The sequence below is a fragment of the Caldanaerovirga acetigignens genome (genome assembly GCF_900142995.1).
Taxonomy (GTDB): Bacteria; Bacillota; Thermosediminibacteria; order Thermosediminibacterales; family Thermosediminibacteraceae; genus Fervidicola; species Fervidicola acetigignens.
In genome coordinates, this window is record NZ_FRCR01000004.1 from 39,543 (window position 1) to 66,178 (window position 26,636).

Here is a 26,636-nt window from a genome sequence, read left to right on the forward strand (position 1 = left end):
AAACACCTATTCATATCGGAGTTAAAAACCCTATTCATAATTGTTATTATCGTAAATAAGATCACGCAAATTACTTTGCGCAAAAATTTTTGGCATAAGTCATTTTATCCCTTTTTGACTCAGCTCTTCTACAAATAATTTTAAAAGCTTTGGAACAACTCTAAATGAGTAATCAAGTTCTAACCTCTCCGTGTTCTTATGGGCATCTTTTCCTGAGGGGCCGATATTCAGGACAGGTACATCCAGTCTAACCAATTCATCGATTTGGATATCGTAAAGATTTCCCCACCCCGGCATATTTTCCGCAAGGAAAACCAATTCTTCGCGACTTCCTTGAAACCCAAAAAAACTCAGATCAGTTATACCCCCCATATACTCAACCATTTCCAACTCCTCAGCGAATTCTTTCCGAGCAAAATCAATAATTTTATTTACCACTTCTAAAATGTTTTTCTCTTTAGTGGTTTGCCTGAGATTCCCTCGATGAGGATAATAAGGCGGCAGAAATCCGATAATCACTTTCGGGTCTTGGTCTGGGCATAATTTCAGCAATTCCCCCATTAACGTTATGCACTTTTCGCGTTCATCCAGGTCGTCAGGAAGGGTTTTAAAAAATTTTTTCACATACTCATTTATATCTCCTGAAAAATTCTGTTTGACGCTCTCGAATAATTCTTGATAAGTTAGAATTTTTACTTTCCATGGAATATCTACTTTCCTTCCCGAAATTTTGTAAAATTCATTTGCGGAATCATTTAAATGTCTTATAGTCATATTAAAAGCTTCTTCGGCAATATTTTTCATCTCCATTAATATTTCCTTCGGCAACTTAGTAACCGTCAAATAGTTATAATAGGCCACTCCCTTTCCAGGAATGGTAACCGAATATGCTTCTCTCAGGTCCTTCTGTTTTAAACACAGCGGCGGGGAGAAAAACTGCCTGTCTTTTCCATCGATAAACTTCGTCTTTACCTCCAACAGGATATTTATGTATGAAAGTAATAGATTGGCATTGAACCCATCAGTCCAGTCGACAACATGAGTTTCTTTTCCCACAACGTAAAAAAAAGGCATAATCTTCCCTACAGTGCCTAAATGAATATATCTTTTGGTATCGCCAGAAAACGCAGGGCTAGAAGGTTCACAATTGATAGCGGCTATATAGTCTAAACCCATTTCCTCCTGGAATTTGACAAGATAGGGAATCGCTCCACGCATCCCCGCCGAGTTATTTTCTTCATCCGGAACTGCCAAAAACATTATATTTGCATTTAGAGAAGCTGGATTTTTTGAAGCTTCTGCCAGAAAAGCTATCTGAATGGCCAAACCTGCCTTCATGTCCATAATTCCCCTGCCAAACAAATAATTCCCTGATTCCAAGTCTCTTTCGGCATCTTCATTCAAAGGCAAATTTCGAATCCGATCAGTGTACTTAATGGGGTCGAAAGCTAGTTCCTTCAATGCCCCGAAATTTTCTACATCCACAACATCATAATGGCCAATAAAGACTATTGTTTTACTAGTCGGCGGTATAGCCTTAACCAGTGCAAATACCAGACTTCTTCCTAATTCGTCATTTGCTATTTCCAACAACTTAAGATTGTCTTTATTTTTTCGAAAATACTCTAGTTCCTTCAATCTATCGTAAATAAAATTTGCTAGCTCTATCTCACCCTGCGAGCAAGAAAAACTCGGAACCTTTACCAGTTCGAGAGTTAACTCTAAAAGCCCATCTTTGTTGTTATTTATCACTTTGTATCCCCCTTATTAAATTTAAAGTTTTTAAAGTTGTAAATCACTCTTGCATTAAACATTAATGAATCACTACTTTCTCCACATAACCGGAAGTCATAAGACTTAGCATTGCCGCGTAATCCACAAAAAATTCTATCACGTCGCCGACCTTGACTTCCGGACAATCGGTCACATCCAGTATCATATGATCGCTGCTCGCACCTAGAATTTCCATTCTGTCATCCACTGGTTTCAATCCTTCAATCCGGCAATCCTGCTTTCCCAAGGCGACTATCGCTCTTTTCATGGGGCCTTTGTCCTCATACACCGGTATATTTCCGAAAGCGTCCCGACCTATTTCGCCGATGGGGTATGAAGGCTTTACCTTGACTTCTATTACTTCGGTTTTAAGCTTCATTGTATCCTGAACGGTTCCTGGCACTTTTCTGAAATTAGTAACATCGGTGCCCAGCAGAATACCTTCACCCACTCTAAGCTGGTTTACCCCTTCAGGCAGTTTGCCTCTTTCAACGAGCGACAACGTCGCAGTATTGCCTCCTGAAATGGTCTTAACCTTAATACCGTACTTTTTTTCGATATTAGCCGCCAAATCAACCAGAATTTTCGTGTTTTCGTAGCTTGGAAGTATCGCCCCGTAACAACCGACATTGGTGCCAAGGCCTTCAAACTCTATGCCTTCTAATTTTAAAATTTCTCCAACCACATCTAATACATCTTCCGGCATCACCCCTTCCCTGAGATCTCCTACATCCACCATCAAAATTACCTTGTGGACTTTCCCAATCTTTTTTGCCTCTCTTGCCAAAGCTTTAATTACATCTATTTCTGAATTAAGGCTACCATCGGCGTAATATACCACGTCTTGGGTTTCCGAAATCATGGGAATTCTTATTAGATAAATCGGGTTTTCTACGCCTGCCTTTCTCAAAGACATTATGTTTTGCATACGGGAATCCCCAAGCTTTTTCACGCCGCCTTCCAGCATCGCCTGAACAACCGGCAAATAGGCACAAACTCCTTTCGTCACGCCCAATATTTCTATGCCCTTTTCACCGCATTGCTTCACAAGGTGATTTGCGTTGTGCTTTATTTTTTCAATATTGATTTCAACACAAGGCCTTCTCATTTATAATCACCTCTCCCTTAAGTTTTTCATGCATGCAAAATTAGCAAACTTCATGCCATTTTAATCGGGTATATACCTGCAGGGTTTGGTATACCGGCATGGGTTTCGCTGATAGCAGGAGCTGGAACCTTATACGGTATAATCAGGTTAATCGGGAGGCCGGTTGACCTATAAAGCTTTTTGACGAACCAGAAAATCATGGTGTTTAAAAAATCCCGCCATTCACCTTCCTAACGGATTTGGTGAATGGCGGTTTTTTTTCTTCATATCAACTTATATTTTTTTATCTTATACTGCAGGGTCTGCCGTTTTATTTTCAATCTCTCAGCAGCTTTGGTGATATTTCCTTCGCATTCTTTTAAAGCCTTTAATATAATTTCTCTCTCGAGGCTCTCAATTGCTTCCTCCAGAGGCAGCTCGCTTTTCGACGAAGGCTCAGTTTTAAAGTCTGCATTGGCTTTACAAAAATTCTCCGTAATATAAAAGGGAATATGTTCCACATCTATGTATTTCTCATCTCCGAGCATATTCATGGCGCCTTCTATCGCATTTTCCAGTTCCCTAACGTTGCCGGGCCAATCGTATTCGCTAAATATTCTCCCGACTTTCTCCGATACTCCTTTTACTTTTTTGCCAAATCTCTCGTTAAACTTTTCAATGAAATATTTAATAAGGACCGGGATGTCTTCCCTTCTTTCCCTAAGGGGCGGTATTTTTATATACACCACTCCAAGTCTATAAAACAAGTCCTTTCTTATAGCGCCCTTTTTAGTGCCTTCGATAGGGTCTTCGTTAGTCGTCGCTATAACCCTTACATCGACGGGGATGAGGCTTGCGCCACCCACCCGCCTCACGGCCCTTTCCTGCAGAACCCGGAGTAGCTTTGCCTGAAGATTTATCCCCATCGAGTTTATTTCATCCAGCAGCAAGGTGCCGCCATCCGCCTGTTCAAAAAGTCCGGGCCTGTCCACCGCGCCGGTGAATCCCCCTTTTACCGTACCGAAGAGTATGCCCTCCAGCAAGGTTTCCGGAAGGGCTGCACAATTTTGGGCTATAAAAGGTTTTCCCTTCCTTGGACTGGCATTGTGGATGCTCTGGGCAAACAGTTCCTTGCCGGTCCCCGTTTCTCCAAAAATCAGCACCGCCGATGATGTAATTGCTGCTTTCTTTGCCATATAAATGGCTTTTTTAATTGCAGGACTTTCACCTATTATATCTTCAAAGGTGAATCTTGTAAAAGGAGAAAGATTTTCCCGTGAAACTTTTCCTTTTGTTGAATCCTGTAGAAATATCACCTTCTCTGACATTTCCCGCAAAGCCGTAATGTCCTTGGCAATTTCTACAGCGCCAAGGATTTCGCCATCTTTTTTCAAAGGCAAAGTCGTATTTATGGTGGTTATCCGCTGGCCCCTGTAGTTAAAATAAGTCTGAACGCGGTCGACGATAGCTTTCCCCGTTTTTAAAACCTGGTACAGGGTACTCGTTTCCCCGCTTAAAGAGGGGAATATCTCAAATAGGCCTTTCCCCACCACGCTTTCCGGCTCTAGCCTTTCCAATTTGCCCATGGCCGAATTGTAAAACACCGTTTTGCCGTTGCTGTCCACGACATGAATTCCCACATCCAAGTTTTCCAATATCTCACTATAAAATTCGTCTAAAAGCCCGGCGGACATTTTTAACACTCCCCTGTCAATCCTTCAAGACCTGCTGCAGTATCTTTCCCAGTCACACCCTTCGCAAAAGGACAAAAACCAATCTTTAGAGGCCGATGCGACTTTTTCTTTTATTTCACTCCAATTTACCTTTTCCCCCGGGCTGACTTTTAAAAGCTCTAAAGCTTTCATATCCAGCTTTCTAACCTCTTCATCCATGCCTTCTTTATAGCCGCATCGGCCTTCACTTAAATAAGGACACATACCACACACGTCGTCAGGCCCGCAAACGACCCTGATTTTTTCTCCGCTTTTAACTTTCTCCATTATATTTCTCAGGTTATCGATGTACTCCTCAGGATAACCCTCGCCGTGGTAAAAGTGCAGGCATACGAGGTGATGCCCCCTCAACTGGATCATAGTTTTCTTTCCCCCATTCATTTGCCTTCGATTATTTCAAGAAAGTCCCCGGCGATAGCTTCCGGATACTTGCCCTGCCGGTAGTTTCTCCTTGCCACTATTATATCCGGCTGGTATCCTCTTTCGTAAATTTCTTTTATGAACTTTGGAATCTCCACAAAGGCCCCTAATTCCTCATAATCCTCGTTCATAAAAATTAAGGTTGGTATACGGGGTTTCCCGTCGTATTTGTATTTCTCGAGAAAATCCTCATGTCCTTCCTTTGGCAAGATGGCAAATTCTATTAAATTGTTGATTTCGGCCATTTTAGCCATTACCGGCAGGCTTACCATGCAGTCCGGACACCAGGGCTCGGCAAAAACTAAAACTTTGACTTTTTTCCCTATTTTTTTGATCCGCTCCACGGTATTTTCGGAAAGCACCATATTTTTGTAGAACATCTCGAATTTTTCCTTGTAGTTCGGTTCGGCTTTGGCCAAAAATTCGTTGTAACTCAAACCTTTTTCGTATAAATCTGCAAGCAGCATAAAAATCCCTCCCGCCTCAATTTATTATACCATACTGTTTTCTCCAAAGTAGGAATTTTGATATATTTTGTGTATAATATCCATTGTGAAACATATCCTTGTGAAGGAGAAAGTTGGCCATGGAATTAAACATAAAAATCCCGGCTGTCGTAAAAGAAATATGCCATAAATTTAAGTCGCGGGGCTACCAGGCTTTCGTCGTCGGCGGTACCATAAGGGATGCATTGCTGCAAAGAGAAAACCCAGACTACGACATCGCTACCGACGCCATGCCGGAAGAAATTTTGTCAATCTTTCCTCAGGCTATTCCCTACGGCAACTTCGGCACTGTGCTTCTTTTGGCGGAAAATACAAAAATAGAAATAACCCCTTTTCGTAACGACGCCCCGGGTAGAAAGCCCTGCTACTCTTTCGGAGGCACAATCTATACGGACCTTGCCCGCCGGGATTTTACCATAAATTCAATGGCTTACGACCCCATATCTTCGGAATTCATAGATCCTTTTGGTGGACTTCAGGATTTGAAATCCCGGGTGATAAAATGCACAGGAAATACCAGGCGAATCTGGGAAGACCCGCTCAGGGCCTTGAGGGCAGCGCGGTTTCAGGCGCAATTGGGCTTTACAATAGAACCTTCCACTCTTTACGCCCTTAAAGCCCACGCCCATCTTTTGGACACGATTTCCCGCGAAAGGATAAGGGACGAGCTTTTGAAACTTATAACGTCCGATCACCCCTTCGACGGCCTGGTGACCCTAGTCATCACCGGACTCATGGAGCATATCATACCAGAACTTTTGGAAGGCATGGGAATGCAGCACAACAACAAGCCGAACGATGTCCTCGAACATAACCTTCTTGCTTGCAAGTACGTAAAAAATTCCCCTCACCTTCGCCTCGCGGCTCTGCTCCACGATGTGGGGAAACCCCGGTGTGCCGTAGAAAAAGAAGGAATTCTGGAATTCCCTGGTCACCATACTACGTCGCTGGAAATGGCAAAAGCCATATTGAAAAATCTGCGATTTGACAACTATACCGCAAAAAAAGTCCTTATGCTCATCGAACATCACATGTTCATCTACGCGCCTGATACTCCTCTATCCGAAGCAAGAAGACTCATTTCAAAAGTGGGGTGGGAAAACATATACAATTTAATCGAGCTTAGAAAAGCTGATCGCCTGGCCAGCGGTTTTGAGGAGGCCGTAGGGCCCGGACTTAGAAAACTTATTTCGGACCTTGAAAAATTGAAAAAAGAAAAATCCGATTATCAGATAAAGGACCTCGATATCTCCGGAAAAGACCTGATAGAGGAGCTTGGAATCCGGCCGGGCCCGCTGGTGGGAAAGCTCCTTAACATGCTTTTAGAAAAAGTCCTCGAAAATCCCGAGCTAAACCGCAGGGAAATCCTGCTGGAAGTTGCAAGAAAAAATCTGGAAGGAGGAATTTTATGCGAATAGGCATTATCAGCGATACCCACGGGAGCTTGACTGCTTTCAGGAAAGCTCTGGAAATTCTAGGCCGGTGCGATATCATACTCCACGCGGGAGATGTGCTGTACCACGGTCCCCGAAATCCCCTGCCGGAAGGTTATAATCCGAAAGAACTCTCGGAAATTATAAATAGCTTACAAATTCCGATGCTCATTTCTGTCGGCAACTGCGATGCCCCTATCGATCAGATGCTCATTTCCGTTCCGCTTCAGTCACCGTATTCTATGCTCTGCTTTGACGGTAAAAAGCTCCTTTTGACCCATGGCCATAATATGGAGGAAAAAGCTCTTGAAGAGCTTGCAATGAGGTGGAAGGTAGATATACTGGTCACCGGTCATACGCACGTGAAGGATATAAAAATACTGCCGGGACTTTTACACGTAAATCCCGGCTCGTGCTCGCTCCCCAAGGACGGCGTGCCATCGGTAGCATTGATAGATAGTAAAGAGGTTCATCTCATAGACCTGAATACGGGCCAATCCATAAAGTCAGAAAGCCTCGACTGAAAAAGAAAAAGCCCCAACTGGGTATAATTTATGATAGCTTCCATAGTAAATGCATTTCTCCCTGTTGGGGCTTCTTTTTTTAATTTTTTAAGATGTCAATCCTATATCCTTCCTAAAGTGCATTCCTTCAAAGTAAATCTTCGACGCCGCCCTGTATGCCTTATCTCTTGCCTCTTCTTCGGTCTTGCCCAAAGCGGTGACACCTAGTACCCTTCCGCCAGCGGTGACTACTTTCCCATTCTGCAAAGCCGTTCCCGCGTGAAAAACAACGGCTCCTTCTTTTTCCACATCCTCTATTCCTGTTACTTCCTTTCCTTTTTCAAAGGCACCGGGATAACCCCCTGATGCTAGGACTACACAGACCGCCTTTTCCTTGCTCCATTCGATGTCGGCTTCGGAAAGCCTTCCCTCCAAAACCTTTATAATTATCTCCACAAGGTCGCTCTTTAGCCTCGGCAAAACCGACTGGGTTTCGGGATCGCCAAAGCGGCAGTTGAACTCAAGAACCTTCGGCCCTTTCGAAGTCAGCATGAGGCCTGCATAAAGCACCCCTTTAAATAGAGCACCTTCCTTTTCCATGGCTTCGAGGGTTTTTCGGATTATATTTTCTCTCACGTATTCCGAAACATCATCTGTGTAATAGTATGCAGGGGAAACGGCCCCCATACCCCCCGTATTGGGGCCTTCATCCCCATCAAATACTCTTTTGTAATCCCTGCTGCTCTCCATAATCTTTGCGGTTTTCCCATCACAGAAAGCCATTACGGTCACTTCGCGGCCTTCTAGAAATTCTTCAATAACTACACGCCTGCCGGCCTTTCCGAAAACCCCATCCTTCATCATTGCCTTAATGGCATTTTGGGCTTCTTGACTTGTCCTTGCCACTACGACCCCTTTTCCTGCCGCGAGGCCTTCCGCCTTGACCACAATGGGCATGTTAGAATTTTCTACATATCGGAGAGCTTTTTCATAATCGTCAAATACCTCATATTCAGCAGTAGGTATTCCGTATCTTTTCATAAGATTTTTTGCAAAAACCTTGCTCCCTTCGATTTGGGCTGCTGTTTTATTCGGTCCGAATATCTTGAGCTTTCTTTTTTCGAACTCGTCGACGATGCCCTCCACCAGCGGCGCTTCAGGTCCCACTACAGTAAGGTCTATGCCTTCCTTTTCTGCAAAATCTGCAATTCTTTCGATATCTTCGGCTTTAATGTCCACACACTCAGCAAGTTTCGAAATGCCTGCATTGCCGGGAGCTGAATAAATCTTTTTTACATAAGGGCTCTGGGCTATCTTCCAGACAAGGGCATGTTCTCTTCCCCCGCTGCCAACTACAAGTACCTTCATACATTTTCCTCCTTATTAATGCCTGAAGTGCCTTATCCCTGTGAAGACCATGGCTATTCCATTTTCATCGGCAGCCTTTATAGAATCCTCATCGCGCACTGACCCTCCGGGCTGGATTATAGCGGTAATTCCAGCCGCCGCTGCAGTCTCTACAACGTCTGAAAATGGGAAGAAAGCGTCGGAAGCCAGCACTGCACCTTTTGCTCTTTCTCTTGCCCATGCTATGCTTTGCTGGGTAGGCCATAGTCTGTTTACCTGTCCCATCCCTATTCCAACAGTAACTTTATCTTTTGCAAGGACTATCGCATTGGACTTTACGTGCTTTACTACTTTCCACGCAAATAGCAGATTCTTCATCTCCTCCGGGGTAGGAGCCCTTCTCGTCACCACTTTGAGGTCCTTTTCGTTGAAGTCTTTTACATCTGGTTCCTGTACTAAAACTCCGCCACTTACCCTCTTTAAGTCCCATCGTGTATATTTTCTACCTTCCATTTCGACTTCGAGAAGTCTCAAGTTCTTTTTGGCTTTTAGTAATTCTAATGCATCCGGCTCGAATCCCGGCGCTATCACTATCTCTAGGAATATCTTAGAAAGTTCTTCTGCGGTTTTTACATCCACCGTTCGATTTAATGCTACTATCCCCCCGAAAATCGAAACAGGATCCGCTTCATAAGCCTTTAAAAATGCCTCGTGTAAATCTTTACCGCACGCCACGGCACAGGGATTGGTGTGCTTTATGGCAACCGCACAGGGCTCGTCAAATTCCAACACAAGCGACAGTGCTGCATCGGCATCGTTTATGTTGTTAAAGGAAAGCTCTTTTCCCGAAAGCTTTCTTGCCCCGGCGATGGTGCCCGATATATCCCCCATTTCCCTGTAAAAGGCCGCCTTCTGGTGAGGATTTTCGCCGTAGCGGAGGTCCTGGACTTTTTCAAATGCCAGCGTTAGGTTTTTAGGAAAGATATCTTTTTCCTGAGTTTCTTCTGCCAAAACAGTCCTTCTCAAATAATCGGAAATCATGGCATCGTAATGAGCAGTATGCTCGAAAACCTTGAGCGCGAGTCTCCTTCTCAGTTCCCTACTCACATCACCTTTACTTTTAAGCTCTTTTAGCACCACTTCGTAATCTTCAGGATCGCAAATCACTATCACGTTTTCATGATTTTTAGCTGCAGAACGGAGCATTGCCGGGCCGCCGATGTCTATATTTTCAATAGCTTCTTCAAAGGTGACACCTGGTTTTTCGATGGTCTGTTTGAACGGATAGAGGTTGACAGCCACCAAATCTATCGGCTCTATACCGAGCTCACTAATTTGTTTTTTGTGAACTTCGTTTTCCTTTAAGGCCAGCAATCCGCCGTGAATTTTGGGATGGAGGGTTTTAACCCTGCCGTCCAAAATTTCCGGAAAACCTGTAATTTCCGAGACGGGAATAACATCTACGCCGCTTTCCAAAAGGAGCTTTGCGGTTCCTCCGGTAGAAATTATCTCAACCCCAAGTTCCTTTAATGCTTTTGCAAACTCTACGATGCCGGTTTTGTCGGAAACCGAAATCAAGGCCCGTCTTATCACCTAAGATTCCCCCTCATTTTTTTATTAAAACTCGCCTCCCTACAACCTCCAGCTTTCCTTCTGCAAAAAGCCTTATGGCTTCGGGGAGGAGCTCGTGTTCCACTTCAAGCACCCTTTTTGCAAGAATCTCAGGAGTATCATCATCCCTTACTTCTACGGCCTTTTGTAAAATTATGGGACCTGTATCCGTCCCTTCGTCCACAAAGTGAACTGTTGCACCTGTAACCTTTACTCCGTACTCCAAAACCGCCTCATGCACGCGGATTCCGTAATAACCTTTGCCGCAAAAGGCGGGTATGAGGGAAGGGTGGATGTTTATTATCCTGCCGGCAAAAGCCCTAACGAAGTGTGGCGAAAGCACTTTTATGTAACCCGCAAGTACCACAAGCTCCACCTTCGCTTCTTTTAGCTTTTTAATCATCGCCTCTTCGTATTCCATTTTCGAAAGGTATCTTTCCGGGCAAATTGCCACACTTTCGATATTGTTGTCCCTTGCCCTTTTTAGGGCGTAAGCATCTTCTCTGCTGGATATTACAATTTCAATGGAAGCATTTAACTTCCCAGCTTTTATGCTGTCGATTATTGCCTGAAGATTCGTGCCACTTCCTGAAACCAGAACTCCAAGTTTCAAGGCCGGCAAAATACCACCCCGCCTTCGCCCTTTACGACTTTGCCGATAATCCAGGCTTTAAAGCCCGAAGCGTTGCATATTTTCAAAGCCTCCTCCGTCTCATCTTCAGACAAAACTACCACAAAACCTATCCCCATGTTGAACGTCCGGTACATCTCGCGATAATCTACATTCCCCATTTTCTGAAGTATCGAAAATACCGGCGGGATATCCCAGGAGCCTTCGTAAATTCTGAATTCCAGTCCCTGAGGTAAAATTCGGGGCAGGTTTTCGAAAAATCCGCCACCCGTTATATGGGCCATTCCGTGAATTTGAAGACTTAACAATTTTTTTACGGCTCCTACATAGATGCAGGTAGGGGTAAGAAGTTCTTCCCCCAAAGTCTTCCCGAATTCTTCTATATAGCTTTCTACACTCAATTTGCCTATTTCGAAAAATATTTTCCTTGCCAGGGAATAGCCGTTGCTGTGCAGTCCCGAGGAAGAAAGGCCGATTACCACATCCCCTTCTTTTATCTTGGAACCATCCACTATTTTTTCCTTGTCCACAATCCCCACTGCAAAACCTGCCAGGTCGTATTCGCTTTCTTCGTAAAATCCGGGCATTTCGGCGGTTTCGCCGCCGATAAGGGCACAGTTTGCCATCTTGCAGCCTTCTGCCACTCCCTTTACAATTTCTTCTATCTTTTCCGGCACAATCCTTCCTGTAGCGATATAGTCCAGGAAAAAGAGCGGCTCAGCGCCGTGAACTGCTATATCGTTGACGCACATCGCAACACAGTCTATCCCTACCGTATCGTGTCTGTCCATCATGAAGGCTATCTTGAGCTTTGTCCCAACGCCGTCAGCACCCGACACCAAAACGGGATGGGTGTAATTTTTTAGATCTAGCTCAAAAAAACCACCAAAGCCGCCTATATCGCCAAAAACTCCTTTGCGGTATGTGGAGCGCACATGGGATTTCATGAGCTCCACAGCCCTATTCCCTGCATCCACGTCAACGCCGGCATCCCGGTAGGTAATTTTCTCTTTCACAAAACATCTCCCCTAACATTTCTCAAAAAGATATTTTTTCCTTTCTCCCGGAACTTTCAAGGGATATTCTCCTGAAAAACAGGCGGTGCAAAACTTTTCACGGCTATAGCCAGTAGATTTTATGAGGCCATCCAGGCTTAAAAAGCCGAGGCTGTCTGCTCCGATATATTTTCTTATCTCTTCTACATTATGGGTTGCAGCGATCAACTCTTTTTGGGAAGAAGTATCTATTCCAAAATAGCAGGAACAAGTTACAGGAGGTGAACTAACCCTTACGTGAACTTCAGTTGCACCCGCATCCTTTAGCATCTTTATTATCTGGCCGCTAGTCGTACCCCTCACTATTGAATCGTCTACCAGAACCAAGCGTTTTCCTTTCACCTCGGATTTTAGGGCATTGAGCTTTAGCATTACACCCAAACTCCTCAGTTTTTGGCTTGGCTGTATAAAAGTCCTGCCTATATAGCGGTTCTTTATAAGTCCAAAGCCGAAGGGTATACCCGACTGAGCTGAATACCCCATGGCTGCAACTGTTCCTGAATCCGGAACTCCCACCACTAGGTCTGCATCTGCCGGATGTTCTAAAGCTAAAATCCTGCCGCTTTCCCACCTTGCCCTGTAAACGTTTATGCCATCTATATTGCTGTCGGGCCTCGCAAAGTAAACGAATTCGAAAATACAAAGGGAATTTTCCTCTTGAGATCTGTACTTGACGCTTTTTACTCCGTTGCGGTTTATTACCACAATCTCGCCGGGTTCTACATCCCTTATGAACTCCGCTCCTATGGTGTCGAAAGCGCAGCTCTCGGAAGCAAGCACATAAGAACCATTGTATTTCCCGAGGCATAGGGGTCTAAAGCCATTCGAATCCCTCACGCCGATTAGGCTGTTTTCTGTCATTATAACCAGCGCGTAAGCTCCTTTTATCCTATCCATGCATCCTTTTATCGCTTCAACTATGTCTTTTGATGCTTCCCGCGCGATGAGAAATGCAATTATTTCGCTATCTACCGTTGTTTGAAACACGGCCCCCTTTTGTTCTAACTCGTACCTCAACTCATAGGCGTTTACCAGATTTCCGTTATGGGCAACAGCAAGATAGCCGTTTTTATATCTCACCACTAGAGGCTGGGCATTGCTTAAACTGTTAGAACCCGTAGTGGAGTATCTCACGTGTCCTATGCCGATGTGCCCCGAGAGTCTATCGAGTACTCTTTCCGTAAATACTTCTGACACAAGGCCGAGGTCTTTATGGTAGTCGATACCGTTTCCGGAGCTCACGGCGATGCCAGCGCTCTCCTGCCCCCGGTGCTGAAGGGCATAAAGACCGTAATACAGCGTTCTCCCAAGGCCCGGATCTTCCATCTCAGAATATATCCCAATAACACCACACGCCTCTTTAAATTTTTCCTCCATTATCCCTCTACCTTTCGCTCCAAAGATTTGCTCCATAATTCGGCCATCTCCCCAACCGAAAGCTCGATTTTCTTAAAACCGCCTTTTGCATCTTTAACGTTAATCCTAAAATACTCCGGCAAGACACGACCCAACACCATAGCTTTGACGCCCGTTTCATCTGCAAGCTCAATTAAAGCCGTAAGGTTTTCTTCTTTTAAACTGACTACTATCCTGGATTGCCCTTCTCCGAAAAGCAGCGCATCAGCTCTTATGTCAGTCGTTATCTCCCCTTCAAAGCCAAGATTCCCGCTAATGCAGGATTCTGCTATCGCTACGGCAAGTCCTCCTTCCGACACATCGTGGGCTGAACTTAAAATTCCCTTTTTTATTGCCTTCAGGCAACAAAGATGAAGGCGCTTTTCGCGTTCCAAATCGACTCTGGGAGGTTTTCCACCCTGAATACCAAAAATTACCCTCAAATATTCCGAAGCGCCCATTTCATCGCTGTTTTCACCCAAAAGGACAACTATGTCTCCCGGATTTTTAAACGCCATTGTGCAGTGCTTTGTCACATCTTCTAAAAGCCCCACCATTCCTATTACCGGGGTGGGGAATATTACCCTGCTGCTGCTCTCATTGTAAAAGCTAACGTTGCCGCTTACAACAGGAATTTCCAAAATCCTTGCGGCCTCCGAAATTCCGTCTATGCATTTTTCAAATTGATAGTAGACCTCCGGATTTTCAGGGCTGCCGAAATTGAGGCAATCCGTTATGGCAAGGGGTTTTGCCCCAGTTACCACAAGATTCCTTGCTGCTTCGGCCACTGCCTGTTTCCCGCCTTCGTAAGGGTCGAGATAGCAGTAAAGGCCGTTGCAATCGGTAGTGAGCGCTATCCCCTTTTTAGTACCTTTTATCCTCAACACTGCCGCATCGCAACCCGGCGTAACCACGGTATCGGTGCGTACGGTATGGTCGTACTGCTGGTAAACCCATGCTTTGCTCGCTATGTTAGGAGATGCCAAAAGCCTGAGAAGCACTTCACTCAAATTTTCCGGAATTTCTATTTTTGAATAATCTAGATCCTGCACATCCATGTACGCCGGCCTTTTGCCTTCACGCTTTATCACCGGGGCCCCTTCTGCCAGCGACTTTGCCGGAACCTCAGCCACTATTTTGCCGTTTTCCAGGACCCTGAGCATTCCGTCGCCAGTTACCTCGCCTATTTTGACGGCGTACAGGTCCCATTTTCCAAATATCCTCTTTACATCTTCCTCATGACCTTTTTCTACTATAATCAACATGCGCTCCTGGGATTCAGAAAGCATCACCTCGTAAGGAGTCATCCCTTCCTCGCGCCTGGGAACTAGTGCGACGTCCAGCTCTATCCCAGTACCCGCCCTTGCGGCGGTTTCGGAACATGCAGATGTTAGGCCAGCAGCCCCGAGGTCCTGAATTCCCACCACCCATTTCTCCTTTAAAAGCTCCAAACACGCTTCAAGCAGCAATTTTTCCATGAAGGGGTCCCCTACCTGCACCGAAGGCCTTTTTGATTCTGATTCTTCGGACAGCTCTTCAGATGCAAAGCTAGCTCCGTGAATCCCGTCCCTTCCTGTTGCAGCTCCAACGAGCATTACTGAATTTCCTAATCCTTGCGCTTTGCCCCTTACTATATCCTCGTGGCGGATTATTCCGACGCATAAGGCATTGACCAGAGGATTATCCTTATACGCATCGTTAAAATAGGTTTCGCCACCCACTGTGGGTATCCCCATGCAGTTTCCATAATCCGCTATCCCAGAAACCACCCCACTCAAGAGGTACTTAACCCTTGGATGATCCAGTTCCCCAAACCTCAGGGAATCCAAAAGCGCTATCGGCCTTGCACCCATGGCAAAAATGTCGCGGATTATGCCTCCTACGCCGGTAGCTGCCCCCTGATAAGGCTCCACCGCGGATGGATGGTTATGGCTCTCTATCTTGAGCACCACCGCCAGATTATCCCCTATATCGACAATACCTGCGTTCTCACCGGGCCCTTGGAGCACGTGAGGTGCTTTTGTTGGAAATCTCTTCAAAAGCGGTTTTGAATTTTTGTAGCTGCAGTGTTCCGACCACATTACGCTGTACATTCCAAGCTCCACATCGTTAGGTTCACGTCCGAGCGTCTGGACTATAAGGTTGTACTCCTCGTCCGTAAGTCCCAGCTTTTTAGCTTCTTCTGCTTTTCCCAATTTTTACCCTCCCCTCGAGATATTCTAAAATGGACAGAAAAAGCCTCTTTCCATCGGTATTCCCCAAAATCTCTTCAGCGCAGCGCTCCGGATGTGGCATCATCCCGAGGACGTTTCTTTCTTCGTTTAAGATCCCCGCTATGTTCTCCAACGAACCGTTGGGATTCGCTTTATCTGTAATATTTCCTTTTTCATCCGAATAGTAAAATACGATTCTCTCTTCTCTTTTTAACCTCTCTATAGTATAGGCATCGGCGTAATAATTGCCCTCGCCGTGGGCTATGGGCATTTTTACCACTTCTCCTGGCAGATACATGTTCGTGAAAGGCGAATCAGTTGTACCCACTTTCAGGTATACGTCATGGCAGTGAAACTTGAGGTCTCTGTTTTTCATCATCGCTCCCGGAAGGAGCCCTGCTTCAAGGAGGATCTGAAATCCGTTACATATGCCGAGGATAAGCTTCCCCTTTTCGGCAGCTTTATAGACGCTTTCCATAGCTGGCGAGAACCTCGCGATGGCCCCTGCCCTCAAATAATCGCCATAGGAAAATCCTCCCGGCAGGATGATGAAATCGAAATCCTCAGGAGAAAATTTTTCCTTGTGGAATACGTATTCTGTTGGCTGACCGAGGACATCCTTCCATACATGAAAACAGTCCACATCACAATTAGATCCAGGAAAAACTATTACGGCACACCTCATATACTTTCCTCCACCACTTCAAAGCTGAAATCTTCAAGAACCGGGTTTGCAAGGAGCTTTTCACACATCATCCTTACCTTAGCCTTTGCGTCGTCAAAGCTTTCTGCTTTAAGTCTCACCTCTATCAATTTCCCAACCCGAACGTCTTCAGCCTCAAAACCAAGATGGTTCAAAGCGCCCTTTATTGCGGCTCCCTGCGGGTCGAGCACACCGTTTTTGAATCGAATGCATATTTTTGCATTAAACATTGCAATTCCCCCAAAACTATTAATATTTTAATTTTGCGATTTAATTCGGCTCAGTATTTCTTTATACGCCTCTTCCACATTGCCGAGGTCCCTTCTGAAGCGGTCCTTGTCAAGTTTTTCCATGGTTTTTGCATCCCAGAAGCGGCATGTATCAGGAGAAATCTCATCGGCAACCAAAATTTCACCTTTAAATCTCCCGAATTCCAGCTTGAAATCCACCAGGATTATATTTTTCTCTATGAGGAATCGGCTCAGTATCTCGTTTACTTTAAAGGAAGTCTCCTCGATAAAAGCTATCTCCTCTTTGGTAGCCAAATCCATTGCCATTGCATGGTATGCGTTTATCATCGGATCGCCCAGTTCATCGCTTTTTAAGCAAAATTCCAAGACAGGACTTTTTAGTTTCGTTCCCTCCTGAAGTCCGAGCCTTTTTGCCATGCTCCCCGCTGCTATATTCCTTACTATAACTTCCAGTGGCAGTATCTTCACAGCTTTTACCAGCATTTCTCTATCGCTTAAGAGCTTAACAAAATGCGTCTTGATTCCCTTTTCTTCTAAAATCTCAAAGAAAACCGCAGAAATGTTGTTGTTGAGTTCACCTTTGCCCTCTATTGTCCCCCTTTTTTGCCCGTTGAACGCCGTAGCGTCATCTTTAAATTCCATCACGTATAAATCTTCACTTTCGGTGCGGTAAATCCTCTTTGCCTTGCCTTCGTAAATCATATCCAGCTTCTTCATAAATTTTTCACTTCCCTTTCCTTTAAATATTCCCTATACCCTATATTTTCCATCCTGGCTGCCTTCTCTTCCACTTCTTTTTTCATCTTTTCCTTGTATTCCGCAACCTTTTTCTTAATTTCGGGGTACTTTATGCCCAGAATCTCTGCAGCCAAAATCCCAGCATTTCTTGCATTGTTTATCGCCACCGTGGCCACCGGTACTCCCGGCGGCATCTGAACTATCGACAAAAGGGAGTCCATCCCCTCGAGCGACGACGTCTTTACTGGGACGCCAATTACCGGCAAAGGCGTAATCGATGCCACCATCCCCGGAAGATGAGCCGCCCCGCCCGCTCCGGCGATTATCACTTCTATGCCCCTTTTGTCGCAGTTTTTGGCATAATCAAACATTCTCTCAGGAGTCCGGTGGGCCGAAACTATCGTGATCTCAAAATCGACGCCAAATTCTTCGAGAATCTTGGCTGCCTCCTGCATTACAGGCAAATCGGAATCGCTCCCCATGATTATGCCTACCAGCGTTTTTTTCATACAATTACCTCGCTTTCACCTTTAATATACTCTTCGCCTTTTGGGCCTTTTCAAGGGCCTTTTCCACATCATCGTCGATTACCGTAACATGTCCCATCTTTCTATAAGGCCTGGTGGTCTTTTTGCCGTAAAAGTGAAAGTACAGTCCCTCCATCGAAAGCGCTTCTTCAAATCCCTCAATCAAAGGCGTCCCCTCATATCCCTCTTCGCCCAACAGATTCACCATCACGGCAGGAGATAACAGCTTGGTAGACCCTAGCGGCAGACCGCTTATAGCCCTTATGTGCTGTTCGAACTGGCTCGTGGCACAAGCTTCGATGGTGTAGTGGCCGGAATTGTGAGGCCTTGGAGCTATTTCGTTTACCAGTATCCTTCCTTTTTTGTCCAAAAACATTTCCACCCCAAAAACACCCACACCGTCTAGTACTTTGACAACTTCTTTTGCAATTTCCGTTGCTCTTTCTTCCAAATCTTTTTCTATTCTGGCAGGAGCTATTACCATATCGCATATATTGGCTTTTTCATCGAAGACCATCTCCACGACCGGATAGCATCTGATTTCCCCTTTGGTACTCCTTGCCACCATAACCGCCAGTTCTTTTTCTATATCGACCAATTCTTCCACATAAGAGCCGGTGTGAAGTGCCTTTGCCATATCTTCTTCGGACCTAATAACGGCCACTCCTCTTCCGTCGTATCCGCCTTTCCTGGCTTTTTGGACGAGCGGATATCCGAACTTTTTAAATTCCTCGACGGCTATTCGTTCGATTTTCATAAATCTGGCAACAGGAATTCCCGCTTTTTTCAGTATCTCTTTTTGAGCTAATTTATCCTGAATGACCTCCAAAAGGTAAGGGGATGGAAGTATACTGTATCCTCTGTCCTGTAGCCTTTTAAGCGGTTCCGTCGCTATATGCTCAATATCGTACGTCGCCACATCGCTTTGCTTTACAAGTTCTTCTAGTTTTTCTTCGTCGTAAAAATCCCCGACTATCTGTATATCCGAAACAGAAGATGCAGGGCAACCTGGCGTCGGATCTAATACGCTTACAAAAAGGCCCATTTTCTTGGCCTCTTGCGCCATCATCTTCCCCAGCTGCCCGCCGCCTATGATGCCAATTCTAGGAAAGTCCTTCATCCCATCCTTTTTCAATGCGGCCGACCTCCAAATCACGATAATAATAAAAATAATAAGGTAGAGGAAATCTCTACCTTCAAAGCCCAAAGGGTTTTTGGCAATAACCAACTACCCCTTATAGCCAGGGCGGTTTACGGCCGCCCGGTAGAGACTTCCAGGCCATATTCCTGGAATTATATAAGGGTACCGGAAAAGTATTCATTTTGTTCGCTTACCTAAATACATAATACTACATTTTGACTAAATAATCAAGTAAAATTCCGAACAATACACTTTATTTTTTTGAATAACGTACGTTTATATTTTTTTTAAAAACTCATTAATCCTTTCCATCGCCTTTTCAAGGTTTTCCATTGAAGCAGCATAAGAAATCCTCACAAAACCCTTACCGCATTCACCGAAGGCAATTCCAGGAACTACTGCAACTTTTTTATCAAAAAGCAGTTTATTTGCGAATTCTTCACACGAAAGGCCTGTATTTTCGACCGACGGGAAGATGTAAAATGCCCCTTTTGGTTCAAAGCACTCAAGTCCCATGTCTTTCAAGCTGTTGTAGACAAACACCCTTCTCCTGTCGTATTCTTCTCTCATCCTCTTTACATTCTCCTCTCCGTTTTTTAATGCCTCGATTGCCGCATACTGCGCCATAGAAGGTGCACAAGCAACACCATACTGATGGACTTTTAGAAGTTCTTCTGCTAATCCTTCCGGAGCAGCTAGATACCCAAGTCTCCATCCCGTCATTGAATAAGCTTTCGAAAAACCGCTAATTGTAACTGTTCTTTCTCTCATCCCTGGAAGAGCTGCAAAAGCTGTATGTTCCGCGCCATAAGTGAGTTCAGCATATATTTCATCGGATATCACGATTAAATCGTGTTTTTCGGCAATTCTCGCAATACCCATAAGTTCATCTCGACTCATAATAGCACCGGTCGGGTTGTTAGGGTAAGATAAAATAAGTGCTTTTGATTTTGGGGTTATATACTTTTCCAAGATTTCCGGCTTCAAGACAAATCCATCCTTCATATAAGTGGGCACGGAAATAGGCCTTCCTCCGGCAAGGACAACGCAAGGTTTATACGCAACGAAAGCGGGTTCGGGAATAAGGACTTCATCCCCCGGGTTTAGCAGGGTCCGCATTGCTACATCAATGGCTTCACTTGCTCCTATCGTCACTATTATTTCTTTTGATGGGTTGTAAGAAACGTTGAAACGGCTTTCTAGATATTTTGCTATTTCCTCGCGCAGCTCTATAATGCCTGGATTCGGCGTATAGGAAGTTTTGCCCTCATCCAATGCTTTCTTTGCCGCCTCCCTTATATGTAGCGGCGTGACGAAGTCCGGCTCTCCTATGCAGAGCGAAATCGCATCGGGCACCTGGTTTACAGCATTGAAAAAGTACCTTATTGTAGAAAAAGTCACTTCTTTCACTCTATCAGCCACGTACTTTTTATACTCCACAAAAACCCTCTCCTTCCTTGAAATAAATTTTTATAATTATTTTACAAACAAAAATCTTAGGTTTCACTTTTTTCTGAACAAAAACGACAAAAATCTTTCAAAAAACAGTTTCCGCATTTGGGTTTTCTCGCAGTGCATACCCTTCGCCCGTGGTAAATCAGCCAATGATGGGCTTTATTCCAGCAATCTTTGGGAATTTTCATGGTGAGGTCCTTTTCCACTTTTAGCGGGTCATTCCCATCGGAAAGCCCCAGCCGCCTCGAAACTCTAAACACGTGGGTGTCCACCGCAAAAGCAGGTTTCCCAAAAGCATTGGCAAGTATCACATTGGCCGTCTTTCTGCCCACACCGGGGAGTTTGACTAGCTCTTCGAACTCATCCGGCACTCGTCCACCGTACTTTTCCAAAATTATCCTCGAACACCCGATGATATTTCTGCTTTTGTTCTTAAAAAGTCCGCACTCTCTTATCTCATTTTCCAATTCCTCGAATTTCAAATTAGCAAAATCCTCAGGTCCTTTATATTTTTCAAAAAGTCTTTGGGTCACCTGGTTTACCCGCTTATCGGTGCACTGGGCGGAAAGTATGGTTGCCACCAATAATTGAAATGGATTTTCATACCGGAGGGCAGTGGTAGCATTCGGATAATGTTCTTCGAGAAGCTTCAGGATTTTTAAAACCCGCTCTTTTTCATCTTTGAAGTTTCCCTTCATAACCATCCCTTTAAATTTTAATTTGCTCGCATGTTCTTTAAAATTTCAATTTCCTTTTTGTAATTTTCTATCCCTCCGGGAGTTTCCAGCAAAAAGGGCCTGTCTTTTATGGCTTCGTGGTTTATCACTTTTTTCATCGTTTCCAGTCCCAGCACCCCTTCTCCCAGGTTTGCGTGCCTGTCCTTTCGGCTGGCAAGTCCAAACTTGCTGTCGTTCAAATGAATAACTTTCAACCTTTCGAGCCCTAAAATTTTATCGAACTCTTCCAAGACCTCATCTAAATGCTCCTTTACGTCATACCCCGCACCGTAAAGGTGGCAGGTATCCACGCACACCCCAAACGCCTCGGGGATGCCGGTTTTGTCCATAATATCGTAAAGCTGCTCAAAAGTGTATCCCACCTCACTCCCCATTCCCGCCATGGCCTCCAGGAGCACTATCACCTTTTCCCTCCCGGTTACCACTTCTTTTAAAACAGCGGATATCCTTTCAATTCCGGCTTCGACTCCGTCACCGAGATGACTGCCCGGATGAATCACGAGATATTCAGCGCCGACTTTTTCGAGCTTTTCTAAATCCTCTCTTATTACCATTTTGGTAAAATCTGCCGTTTCCTTTTTATTAGTCGCCATATTCATAGTGTAAGGTGCGTGGGCGACTAGAGGACCGAAGTTTTCTCTTTTTCTTAATTCCTTTAACTTCTTAATATCACTTTCATCCAGGGCTTTTACGGCCCCACCCCTGGGGTTGCGGGTAAAAAACTGCATCGTGTTGGCCCCTATCGAAAGGGCGTCTTTTACAGCCTTTTCGTAACCTTTTGATATAGATATGTGAGCACCTATAAGCAAAATCCATTCTCCTTTCATATTAACTTTGAACCTTCTCATATACCCTCATGAAATTCCCACCCAAAATTTTTTCGATATCTTCATCAGAATAACCTCTATGCACTAATCCGCGGGTGATGTTGATAAATTTCTCGCAGGACTCTAACCCCTCCACCTTACCATCAAAGCCGTCGAAATCGGAACCGATTCCCACGCAGTCGACACCGGCTTTGTCCACAATGTAATCTATGGCATCGAGCACTTTTTCCAAACTGCCTTTGGGTCCTCCATAGCTTGTAAAGTAAAAGCTCACCCCGATGACCCCGCCCCTTTCGGCAACGGCCTTTATCTGTTCGTCATCGAGGTTCCGGGGAATATCCATGAATTTTCTCGGAAGGGCGTGGGAGACTATAACCGGCTTTTCGCAAACTTCCAGCGCGTCCCAAAAACCTTTAGGAGAGATGTGAGCCAGGTCTACCACCATTCCCAGCCTTTCCATCTCCTTTATCACTTCAACACCGAAACTTGAAAGTCCTCCATTGCTCCTTATGTCCCCGGCGCCATCGGCGATAGCGTTTCTGTTGTTCCAGGTGAGGATAATTGAGGAAACCCCCATTTTAGCATAAACTTCCAGCATGTCCAGGTCTCCCTGAAGGGCTTCTCCCCCTTCGATACTTATGAAGGCCGCGACTTTACCTTGATTAATTGCCTTTTTCGCATCGTCAAAAGACTGTGCAAGCATTATATCTTTCTCGTTCTTTTTTATTTCACGCGTCAATACGACTATTCCCTTTAACGTCGCGTGGACCGCATCGCCGTACCATTCAGGCCTAACGAATACCGCGAATACTTGAGCCTTTATTCCGCCTGCTTTAAGCCTTGGTATGTCTACGTGTCCCTCCCCCGACCTTTCGCCTAAAGTTCGCTTCCCTTCTAACACTTGAAGGACAGTGTCACAGTGGGCGTCGAAAATGATGCTCTCTCTGTGGAGCCTTAAGGCTCTCTGCTCTTGTTCTTCACTTAACCGAAGCACATTATTTCCTCCATTTCTGTGCAAGGTTTTTTTATTTTTTATATTGTAGCTTATTCACATTAATTTTTCCACTCTTATACTTTAAAACTTTTCACTCTTAATCAAAATTCGATGGTATAATAATTCTAGAGGCAAGCCAAAAAGGAAGTGATGGCAAATGCAAGCACTGAATTCGATGGAAATGATTAAAGGAAAACAATGTATGAGATTAAACAATGCTAAACCTTTTTTAAAGTGGGCAGGGGGAAAATCACAATTACTAGATGAATTATATAAGAGATTACCGTTAGCTTTTATTCAGAGTGGTGAAATAGAAAGATACGTTGAACCCTTTGTTGGTGGAGGTGCTTTTTTCTTCTTTATAAAGAGAAATTTTAAAGTTAGAGAATCGTTTCTACTTGATATAAATAGGGAACTTATGATAAGTTATAAGGTTATTCAGAATAATGTGAATGAGTTAATTGATGAGCTAAGAAATATTGAAGAAAGATACTTGAAATTATCAGAAGAGTACAGGAAACATTTTTACTATAATATTAGAGAGGAGTATAATAGACAAAAGAATAATTTTGATTACGCAAATTACAATTTTGACTGGATAAAAAGGGCAGCATCTTTAATTTTTTTAAATAAAACCTGTTTTAATGGATTATATAGATTGAACAAAAAAGGCGAATTTAATGTTCCTTTTGGGAAATACAAAAATCCTACCATTTGTGACAGTGAAAATTTAATAGCAGTACATAGAGCATTAGAAGATACGGAGATTATTTGTGCAGATTTTGAAGAAAGCAAAAAATACATACATAAGAACACTTTAGTGTACCTTGATCCTCCTTATCGCCCTTTAAGCGATACTTCTAATTTTACGAGTTATAGCGAGAGTGGGTTTAATGACGATGACCAAAGAAGGTTAGCTTATTTTTTTAAAGAAATGGATAAAAGAGGTGCTTATCTATTACTTAGCAATTCTGACCCTAAGAATGTAGATGTAAATGATAATTTCTTTGAGGAATTGTATTCTGGATTCATTTTAGAAAGAGTAAAGGCAAAAAGGCACATAAACTGCTATGGAAATAAACGGGGTGAAATTAATGAATTGATTATAAGAAACTATAAATAGGAGGTTTAAGAATGAAGGAATTATACTTAGAATTTTTAGACGTTGAAAATATAGAAAGTGTAATAGAAAAATTCCATGATACAATCATAGATACAAATAGAAGTTATAATTTTTTTGTTGATTGGGACAAAGTGAGAAACAATATTACCAAATATAAAATTGAATTTCATATATTAAATAGTTTGGTTGGAAGTAAACAATTTGAGGATGATTTAAAAGAAATTTTACAAAAATATCCTCAAGTACTACCAGCTATACCAATCTTGCTAGCTATAAGAGAACTCAATCTTAAAGTGATTAAAGATTTCACAGAAAAAGTTCCAAAGGTTGTAAATTATGACTTTAATATTAGAAATCTTACACCAGAAGATATTGATAATATTATAGAATTTTTTGATAAGACGGGTTTAAAAAATCTTCTTATTAATATGGTTACAAAAAACATATATGATTACGCAATCGGAGTAGAAGTAGGTTTAGATTCCCATGCACGAAAAAATAGAAGTGGAGATGCTATGGAATTATTATTAAAGCCAATTATAGAAGAAATAGCAAAGAAAAAAGGCATTCAAACAATATTATTTCAGAAAACATTCGAATATTTAGAAACCAATTATAAAATAAAAGTTAATTCTTCAATTCAAAATAGAAAAGCTGATTTCATTTTAATCAAAAACAATAAAAAAGTCATCAACATCGAAGTAAACTTTTTCTCAGGAACTGGTTCAAAACCCCAAGAAATTGTGGATTCCTATATAGAAAGACAGAATGAACTTAAAAACAACGGATTTGAATTTATTTGGATAACAGATGGAGAGGGATGGAAAGGACAAAAAAATCAAATTCATAAAGGATTTGAAAAAATAGATTATCTATTAAATCTTTACTTTGTTCGCATCGGTTTATTGGAGGAAATATTATGCAGGATATAGTCTTTAAAAAGGAAATCACTACAGTATGGTCATTTCCTGAAAGAGGAAAATGGAAAACACATAATGGCAACTACAGAGGCAATTTCGCCCCACAAATTCCTAGGAATATTATCTTAAGATACTCGAATGAAGGAGATATTGTTCTGGATCCAATGGTTGGGAGTGGTACCACACTTATAGAAACCAAATTATTAAATAGACGAGGTATAGGCTTTGATATCAATCCTGATAGTGTTGAGCTGACTAGAAAAAACTTAGATTTTGATACAGATAATAAGTATGAGCAGCTTGTAAAAGTAGGAGATGTAAGAAACTTAAAAGAGATCTTCGATAACAGCGTAGATCTAATAATAACTCATCCACCGTACTTAAACATAATAAAATATTCAAACGGGAGAATAGAAGGTGATTTGTCAAATATATCTGATGTCAAAAAATTTTGCACGGAGTTAGAAAAAGGAATTGTCGAACTTTATAGAGTCCTAAAAGAAGACAAATACTGTGCAATTTTAATAGGAGACACAAGAAAGAACGGACACTATGTACCACTAGCATACTATGTAATGAGGCTATTCCTGAAAAACGGCTTTGTACTAAAAGAAGACATCATTAAAGTCCAACATAATTGCAGGTCTACACCTTATTGGGAAAAACGAGGAGAAAAATATAACTTCTACATGATTATGCATGAACATTTATTTATTTTCAGAAAACCTAAAAAAGATGAGAACTTGTACAGAATAAAATATAGCACAGGATTATACTAATAAAATTAGCAGAAAATCATGATATTTAGCACATTCCCCTAAAAGGCAGACCAGCCTCTTCCATTTCTCTTCTATTATTTCAAATATTTCAAAGAAAAGCCCGACGACGCAGTTAGATCTAATGTAGTTCGAAATCACTGAAACCAGTCATAATATTAGGTGGTACACTTTTCATATTCTCTGCTGACACATTCAATAAATAGAAAGAATCTAACTCATTAGGCGCTTGCAAAACTAAGCTACCATAAAAAACTAAAAAAGTCCCTCTACCTGTCCGGGTCACAAATTTGACAGATTATGGAATATATTTTGTTCTAGTTTTAAAGCTCATTTATAAAAAGCAAAAGACACCCCCTAAGCTTGATTGCAACTTTAAGCAACAAGCCACCGAAGTGACCTTACCTTGTCATGTTTTTTCGCTCTTAATGCGACTAAAGCCACTACATTCTGAGCAATTGCAGCTAACACAAACTCACAATAAACACTTCGAAAATCAGTCACAGTAAGACAGCCGAGCATTAATGGAAGTTTTAATCTAGAGATCGACTGTTCCACAGCAATACGTTGCGAATAAATTTTTCCCACAACTTTGAATTTCTTGGAATAGGGGTATTTCTACGGTAATTATCCTCGGGATAAGTGTATACCATTCGGCCACTTTTGGAATTAGTGCAGGGGTTAGGGCAAGTGCAGATGTAACCGCTTTTTCCTCGTTTAGTCAAAGGACATACCCA

General features: G+C 43.1%; 25 protein-coding genes and 1 riboswitch. Of the genes, 5 read left to right on the top strand and 20 right to left on the bottom strand.

Translation table 11 applies throughout. The annotated features are described in order from the left end of the window. Positions 1 to 99 precede the first annotated feature (99 nt). The 5 genes from BUB66_RS04010 to BUB66_RS04030 form a co-directional block, all read right to left on the bottom strand. On the bottom strand, positions 100 to 1,752 hold the full coding sequence (locus BUB66_RS04010; RefSeq protein ID WP_073255048.1) for a M20/M25/M40 family metallo-hydrolase: 1,653 nt from the start codon (positions 1,750 to 1,752) through the stop codon (positions 100 to 102). Positions 1,753 to 1,813: 61 nt separating this feature from the next. Beyond that, positions 1,814 to 2,881: an alanine/ornithine racemase family PLP-dependent enzyme gene (locus tag BUB66_RS04015; RefSeq protein ID WP_073255051.1), complete on the bottom strand. Its 1,068-nt coding sequence runs from the start codon at positions 2,879 to 2,881 to the stop codon at positions 1,814 to 1,816. Positions 2,882 to 3,144: 263 nt separating this feature from the next. Further along, a complete protein-coding gene (locus tag BUB66_RS04020; protein WP_073255054.1) occupies positions 3,145 to 4,554 on the bottom strand; it encodes a sigma-54 interaction domain-containing protein in 1,410 nt (469 codons plus the stop codon). A gap of 24 nt (positions 4,555 to 4,578) precedes the next feature. After that, entirely contained in the window at positions 4,579 to 4,974 is a 396-nt protein-coding gene (locus BUB66_RS04025; RefSeq protein WP_244269743.1) for a DUF1284 domain-containing protein, read from the bottom strand. Then, positions 4,971 to 5,480, bottom strand: a complete 510-nt coding sequence (locus BUB66_RS04030) for a thioredoxin family protein (RefSeq protein WP_073255060.1) — start codon at positions 5,478 to 5,480, stop codon at positions 4,971 to 4,973. The genes BUB66_RS04025 and BUB66_RS04030 overlap by 4 nt, the downstream gene beginning before the upstream one ends. Before the next feature lie 119 nt (positions 5,481 to 5,599). On the opposite strand from BUB66_RS04030, the gene BUB66_RS04035 reads away from it, so the two are divergent. Together BUB66_RS04035 and yfcE are read left to right on the top strand one after the other, a co-directional pair. Continuing rightward, positions 5,600 to 6,937: a CCA tRNA nucleotidyltransferase gene (locus BUB66_RS04035; RefSeq protein WP_073255063.1), complete on the top strand. Its 1,338-nt coding sequence runs from the start codon at positions 5,600 to 5,602 to the stop codon at positions 6,935 to 6,937. Further along, positions 6,928 to 7,476, top strand: coding sequence for a phosphodiesterase (yfcE, locus tag BUB66_RS04040; protein WP_073255066.1), 549 nt, complete (start codon positions 6,928 to 6,930; stop codon positions 7,474 to 7,476). The genes BUB66_RS04035 and yfcE overlap by 10 nt, the downstream gene beginning before the upstream one ends. Positions 7,477 to 7,563: 87 nt before the next feature. Here the strand turns inward: yfcE and purD are convergent, their stop codons facing one another. The 15 genes from purD to BUB66_RS04115 all read right to left on the bottom strand — a co-directional run bounded on the left by purD (position 7,564) and on the right by BUB66_RS04115 (position 23,080). Then, entirely contained in the window at positions 7,564 to 8,823 is a 1,260-nt protein-coding gene (gene purD / locus BUB66_RS04045) for a phosphoribosylamine--glycine ligase (protein WP_073255069.1), read from the bottom strand. A 15-nt stretch (positions 8,824 to 8,838) separates the two neighbouring features. Continuing rightward, positions 8,839 to 10,395 (bottom strand): bifunctional phosphoribosylaminoimidazolecarboxamide formyltransferase/IMP cyclohydrolase, encoded by a 1,557-nt coding sequence (purH, locus tag BUB66_RS04050; RefSeq protein ID WP_073255073.1) that lies wholly within the window; start codon positions 10,393 to 10,395, stop codon positions 8,839 to 8,841. 13 nt (positions 10,396 to 10,408) lie between these two features. Beyond that, a complete protein-coding gene (purN, locus tag BUB66_RS04055; protein WP_073255076.1) occupies positions 10,409 to 11,035 on the bottom strand; it encodes a phosphoribosylglycinamide formyltransferase in 627 nt (208 codons plus the stop codon). Continuing rightward, positions 11,023 to 12,048: a phosphoribosylformylglycinamidine cyclo-ligase gene (purM, locus tag BUB66_RS04060; protein ID WP_073255449.1), complete on the bottom strand. Its 1,026-nt coding sequence runs from the start codon at positions 12,046 to 12,048 to the stop codon at positions 11,023 to 11,025. Before purM ends, purN begins: the two co-directional genes overlap by 13 nt. A gap of 24 nt (positions 12,049 to 12,072) precedes the next feature. Next, a complete protein-coding gene (purF, locus tag BUB66_RS04065) occupies positions 12,073 to 13,512 on the bottom strand; it encodes an amidophosphoribosyltransferase (RefSeq protein ID WP_244269744.1) in 1,440 nt (479 codons plus the stop codon). Beyond that, a complete protein-coding gene (gene purL / locus BUB66_RS04070) occupies positions 13,476 to 15,689 on the bottom strand; it encodes a phosphoribosylformylglycinamidine synthase subunit PurL (RefSeq protein WP_073255079.1) in 2,214 nt (737 codons plus the stop codon). Before purL ends, purF begins: the two co-directional genes overlap by 37 nt. Continuing rightward, positions 15,667 to 16,392: a phosphoribosylformylglycinamidine synthase subunit PurQ gene (purQ, locus tag BUB66_RS04075; protein ID WP_073255082.1), complete on the bottom strand. Its 726-nt coding sequence runs from the start codon at positions 16,390 to 16,392 to the stop codon at positions 15,667 to 15,669. The genes purL and purQ overlap by 23 nt, the downstream gene beginning before the upstream one ends. Further along, on the bottom strand, positions 16,389 to 16,640 hold the full coding sequence (gene purS, locus BUB66_RS04080; protein WP_073255085.1) for a phosphoribosylformylglycinamidine synthase subunit PurS: 252 nt from the start codon (positions 16,638 to 16,640) through the stop codon (positions 16,389 to 16,391). Before purS ends, purQ begins: the two co-directional genes overlap by 4 nt. A gap of 27 nt (positions 16,641 to 16,667) precedes the next feature. After that, positions 16,668 to 17,378 (bottom strand): phosphoribosylaminoimidazolesuccinocarboxamide synthase, encoded by a 711-nt coding sequence (gene purC / locus BUB66_RS04085; RefSeq protein ID WP_073255088.1) that lies wholly within the window; start codon positions 17,376 to 17,378, stop codon positions 16,668 to 16,670. Next, on the bottom strand, positions 17,375 to 17,908 hold the full coding sequence (gene purE, locus BUB66_RS04090; protein WP_073255091.1) for a 5-(carboxyamino)imidazole ribonucleotide mutase: 534 nt from the start codon (positions 17,906 to 17,908) through the stop codon (positions 17,375 to 17,377). Before purE ends, purC begins: the two co-directional genes overlap by 4 nt. 4 nt (positions 17,909 to 17,912) lie before the next feature. Next, positions 17,913 to 19,046, bottom strand: coding sequence for a 5-(carboxyamino)imidazole ribonucleotide synthase (locus BUB66_RS04095; protein ID WP_073255457.1), 1,134 nt, complete (start codon positions 19,044 to 19,046; stop codon positions 17,913 to 17,915). Between the two features lie 98 nt (positions 19,047 to 19,144). Beyond that, positions 19,145 to 19,247, bottom strand: a riboswitch (purine riboswitch). Between the two features lie 96 nt (positions 19,248 to 19,343). Beyond that, positions 19,344 to 20,507 carry a pyridoxal phosphate-dependent aminotransferase gene (locus tag BUB66_RS04100; RefSeq protein WP_073255094.1) on the bottom strand — a complete coding sequence of 388 codons (1,164 nt, stop codon included), beginning with the start codon at positions 20,505 to 20,507 and terminating at the stop codon, positions 19,344 to 19,346. A gap of 56 nt (positions 20,508 to 20,563) precedes the next feature. After that, a complete protein-coding gene (gene nth / locus BUB66_RS04105) occupies positions 20,564 to 21,226 on the bottom strand; it encodes an endonuclease III (protein WP_073255097.1) in 663 nt (220 codons plus the stop codon). A gap of 11 nt (positions 21,227 to 21,237) precedes the next feature. Then, complete coding sequence (locus BUB66_RS04110) at positions 21,238 to 22,068, bottom strand: deoxyribonuclease IV (protein ID WP_084098791.1); 831 nt, start codon at positions 22,066 to 22,068, stop codon at positions 21,238 to 21,240. 19 nt (positions 22,069 to 22,087) lie between these two features. Continuing rightward, complete coding sequence (locus tag BUB66_RS04115; RefSeq protein WP_159431498.1) at positions 22,088 to 23,080, bottom strand: dipeptidase; 993 nt, start codon at positions 23,078 to 23,080, stop codon at positions 22,088 to 22,090. Between the two features lie 157 nt (positions 23,081 to 23,237). Here BUB66_RS04115 and BUB66_RS04120 point away from each other — a divergent pair, with 157 nt between their 5' ends. Genes BUB66_RS04120 through BUB66_RS04130 form a run of 3 tightly spaced genes read left to right on the top strand, consistent with a single transcriptional unit; the run spans position 23,238 to position 25,902 of the window. Then, the gene (locus BUB66_RS04120; protein WP_073255100.1) at positions 23,238 to 24,203 is read left to right on the top strand and encodes a DNA adenine methylase; all 966 of its coding nucleotides are present in this window, start codon (positions 23,238 to 23,240) and stop codon (positions 24,201 to 24,203) included. An 11-nt stretch (positions 24,204 to 24,214) separates the two neighbouring features. Continuing rightward, entirely contained in the window at positions 24,215 to 25,135 is a 921-nt protein-coding gene (locus BUB66_RS04125) for a type II restriction endonuclease (RefSeq protein WP_073255103.1), read from the top strand. Further along, a complete protein-coding gene (locus tag BUB66_RS04130; RefSeq protein WP_073255107.1) occupies positions 25,123 to 25,902 on the top strand; it encodes a TRM11 family SAM-dependent methyltransferase in 780 nt (259 codons plus the stop codon). Before BUB66_RS04125 ends, BUB66_RS04130 begins: the two co-directional genes overlap by 13 nt. Positions 25,903 to 26,636: the final 734 nt, after the last annotated feature.